The following is a 3845-nucleotide window of genomic DNA, read 5'->3' on the forward strand; positions in this document are numbered from 1 at the left end:
ATCACAGGCATGCCCTTGATCGAAGTCCGCGGGCGACTGAAGTCGCCCCTACAGCCCCTACACGTCACGCCCACTAGCCTCAGCGGCCCAGATATACCTCGATGACCCTTGGATCAGCCTGCACGGTGGCCAGGTCGCCTTCGGCGAGCACTGAGCCTTCGCATAGCACCGTGACCTTGCCGCCCAGGGCTTCGACGAAGGCCATGTCGTGCTCCACCACCATCAACGAGTGCTTGCCCTTGAGGCTCACAAAAAGCTCGGCGGTGCGCTCGGTCTCGTCGTCGGTCATGCCGGCGACGGGTTCGTCCAGCAGCAGCAGCTTCGGGTCCTGCACCAGCAGCATGCCGATCTCCAGCCACTGCTTCTGGCCGTGGGAGAGCAGCCCGGCGGGCCGGTCGGCCTGGTCGGCAAGGCGGATCTGCCTGAGGGTGTCGGCGATCTTGTCCAGGTCGTCGCCAAACAGGCGGGCGAACAGGCTCTTCTTCACCCGCTTGTCGGTCTTCAGGGCCAGCTCCAGGTTTTCGAACACCGAATGGTTCTCGAAGATGGTGGGCTTCTGGAACTTGCGGCCGATGCCGGCGTGGGCGATCTGCGGCTCCGTGAGACGGGTCAGGTCGATGGTCTGGCCGAAGAAGGCCTTGCCCGAGTCGGGCCGGGTCTTGCCGGTGATGACGTCCATCATGGTGGTCTTGCCCGCCCCGTTGGGGCCGATGATGCAGCGCAGCTCGCCGGTATCGATCTGCAGGGACAGCTTGTTGAGGGCGCGGAAGCCGTCAAAGCTCACCGTGATGTCGTCCAGGTAGAGCATGACCCCGTGGGAGAGGTCGAGCTCGCCGGGCTTCAGCACGTGGCCGGTGTTGGCGGCCCCGTCCCAGTGTTCCTGCTGGCCGTCGGCCGGGGCGTTACGGGAGATGGAGGATTCGACGCGCATGCTCAGGCTCCTTTGGCGGCAGTGCCGTTGGGCATCTTGGAATCGGCAGCCGGGGCGCGGGGCGCCGGTGCGGCCGCCACCTCAGCCCGGGAGGCGGCGATGGCGGCCTTCTCGGCCCGGCGGGCCTTGATCTTTGCCCACAGCCCGACCACGCCCTGGGGCAGGTAGAGGGTAACGAGGATGAACAACAGGCCCAGGAAGAACAGCCAGTATTCGGGGAAGCTGGTGGTGAACCACGTCTTTGACAGATTGACGATGCCCGCGCCCAGCACCGGCCCGATCAAGGTGCCGCGCCCGCCCACCGCCACCCAAATGGCGATCTCGATGGAATTGGCCACCGACATTTCGGAGGGGTTGATGATGCCCACCTGGGGCACGTAGAGCGCACCGGCCAGGCCGCACAGCATGGCCGACAGGGTCCAGATGAAGAGCTTGTAATGCACCGGGTTGTAGCCGATGAACATGACGCGGTTTTCCGAGTCGCGGATGGCGGTGAGCACCTTGCCGAACTTGGAGGCGATCAGCACCTTGCCGAGGATGATCACGGCGAGCAGCAGGGCCACCGACAGGCCGAACAGCACCAGCCGGGTTTCCGGCGCGGTGATGGAGTAACCCAGGATGCGCTTGAAGTCGGTGAAGCCGTTGTTGCCGCCAAAGCCGGTCTCGTTACGGAAGAAGAACCGCATGGCCGCGTAGGTCATGGCCTGGGTGATGATCGAGAAATACACCCCCTTGATGCGGGAACGGAAGGCGAAGTAGCCAAAGATCCAGGCCACCACGCCGGGTATCGCAATGGCCAGGAACAGCGCCCACAGGAAGTGATCGGAGCCGGTCCAGTACCAGGGCAGTTCCTTCCAGTCCAGGAAGACCATGAAGTCCGGCAAATCGCTCTGGTAGCTGCCCTCACGGCCGATCTGGCGCATCAGGTACATGCCGAAGCTGTAGCCGCCCAGGGCGAAGAACAGCCCGTGGCCCAGGCTCAGGATGCCGCCAAAGCCCCAGATCAGGTCCATGGCCACCGCCACCACGGCGTAGCACAGGATCTTGCCGATGAGGGTGATGGCGTAGGTGGACACATGCAGCGGGTGGCTCTCCGGCAGCATCAGGTGGGCCATGGGGACCAGCACCCAGGCGATGAAGGCGACGGCCGCCACGGCCAGCCAGCCCCGCGGGCCGAGGCCCGCGAAGAGTTTGACGGTCAAAGGTGTGCGCATTGGCGTGTCCTCCGCTCAATCGACGAACCGGCCCTTGAGGGCAAACAGCCCCTGGGGTCGCTTCTGGATGAAGATGATGATGAAGACCAGCACCAGGATCTTGGCGATCACCGCCCCGGCCCAGCCTTCAAGGAACTTGGTGACCACGCCCAGGCCCAGCGCCGCCCAAACCGCGCCGGCCAGCTGGCCGACGCCACCCAGCACGACGACCATGAAGGAATCGACGATGTAGCCCTGGCCCATGTCGGGGCCCACGTTGGCGATCTGCGACAGGGCCACCCCACCCAGCCCGGCGATGCCGGAGCCGATGCCGAAGGCCAGAGTGTCGATACGCGCCGTGGGCACGCCCACGCAGCCGGCCATGGGACGGTTCTGGGTGACGGCGCGGACGAACATGCCCAGGCGGGTCTTGTTCATCATCAGCCACACCAGCAGCAGCACGAAGCCGGAGAAGGCCACGATGACCAGGCGGTTCCAGGGCAGGGAGAGGTTTTCGGCCAGCTGCACGCCGCCGGACATCCACGCCGGGTTGGCCACTTCCACGTTCTGGGCGCCAAAGAGCAGGCGCGCTGCCTGGATCAGCACCAGGGAGAGGCCCCAGGTGGCCAGCAGGGTTTCCAGCGGCCGGCCATACAGATGCCGGATCACCGTGCGCTCCATCAGCATGCCCACGGCCGCGGCCACGAAGAAGGCCACCGGCACCGCCGCCAGCACGTAGTAATCGACGAACTCCGGAAACTTGGCCCGGAACAGGGCCTGCATGGCGTAGGCCGAGTAGGCGCCCACCATCAGCAGCTCGCCGTGGGCCATGTTGATGACGCCCATCACCCCGTAGGTGATGGCCAGCCCGAGGGCCGCCAGCAGCAGGATCGAACCCAGGGAGATGCCGGTGAAGATCTGGCCGGCGGTGTCGCTCCAGGCCAGGCGCGCGTCGATGGCCTTGATGGCCGTGCCGGTCTCCAGGCGCACCTTTTCATCCGGTTCATTGGCGGCGTCCAGCAGCGGCAGCAGCAGCGCCTTGACCGCCGCACTGCCCGAACCGGACAGCTCACGCACGGCCTGCAGGCGGCGCGCCACGTCGGGGCTGCCCAGGGCAGCCTGGGCGGCAAGCTGGGCCAGGATGGGCTTGATCTCGCCGTCCTGCTCCTGGGCCAGGGCCTTGTCGAAGAGGGGCAGCAGGGGCGCACCCTCGCCCATGTCGGCCAGCAGGGCCCGGGCCGCGGTGATGCGTTCGGCCCGATCGGAGGACAGCAGGCGCACGGCAGCCAGGGCGCCATCCACCTGCTGACGCAGGCTGTTGTTGAGATTGATGGATTCGGGATTGGCCGGCGCAGGCTTGATCGCTGCGCCCGTGGCGGCATCCAGCACCTGGTCACCGGCCACGATGACGAGCCGCTCGCCAGCCACGGCCGCGGCATCCTCGGACAGTGCCTTGAGCAGACGCTGGGCGTCGGCATCATCACCGGCGGCGGCCAGGGCGGCCACGGCGGCCTGCTTGACGTCGAAGTCGTCCGAGGCCAGGTCCTTGAGCTTGGCCGGGTCCAGGGCTGCGGCCACGCCGCCAGCCCACAGACACAGGCTGATCAGAAAGAGAAGTCGTTTCATGGGTGTTCCCCGGATGCGGGTGGTGTAGGGGCGGCTTCCGCCGCCCGCGGACATCGATCAACGGACCGTGCCGGTTTGGCGGGTCGCGGGCGGCT

The 3845-nt window shown here is 66.6% G+C and carries 3 protein-coding genes; all 3 read right to left on the reverse strand.

Going from position 1 to position 3845, the window contains the following annotated elements; translation table 11 throughout:
- Window positions 1-79: 79 nt before the first annotated feature.
- From urtD to urtB, 3 genes are read right to left on the reverse strand one after another with little or no spacing between them, the layout of a single operon-like run.
- A complete protein-coding gene (urtD, locus tag ACIQ09_RS21835) occupies window positions 80-931 on the reverse strand; it encodes an urea ABC transporter ATP-binding protein UrtD (RefSeq protein ID WP_296404756.1) in 852 nt (283 codons plus the stop codon).
- A 2-nt stretch (window positions 932-933) separates the two neighbouring features.
- A complete protein-coding gene (urtC, locus tag ACIQ09_RS21840; RefSeq protein WP_398314473.1) occupies window positions 934-2145 on the reverse strand; it encodes an urea ABC transporter permease subunit UrtC in 1212 nt (403 codons plus the stop codon).
- 15 nt (window positions 2146-2160) lie between these two features.
- Window positions 2161-3750 carry an urea ABC transporter permease subunit UrtB gene (urtB, locus tag ACIQ09_RS21845; protein WP_398314475.1) on the reverse strand — a complete coding sequence of 530 codons (1590 nt, stop codon included), beginning with the start codon at window positions 3748-3750 and terminating at the stop codon, window positions 2161-2163.
- Window positions 3751-3845 lie beyond the last annotated feature (95 nt).

The organism is Zoogloea sp., assembly GCF_044344315.1.
Taxonomy (GTDB): Bacteria; Pseudomonadota; Gammaproteobacteria; order Burkholderiales; family Rhodocyclaceae; genus Zoogloea.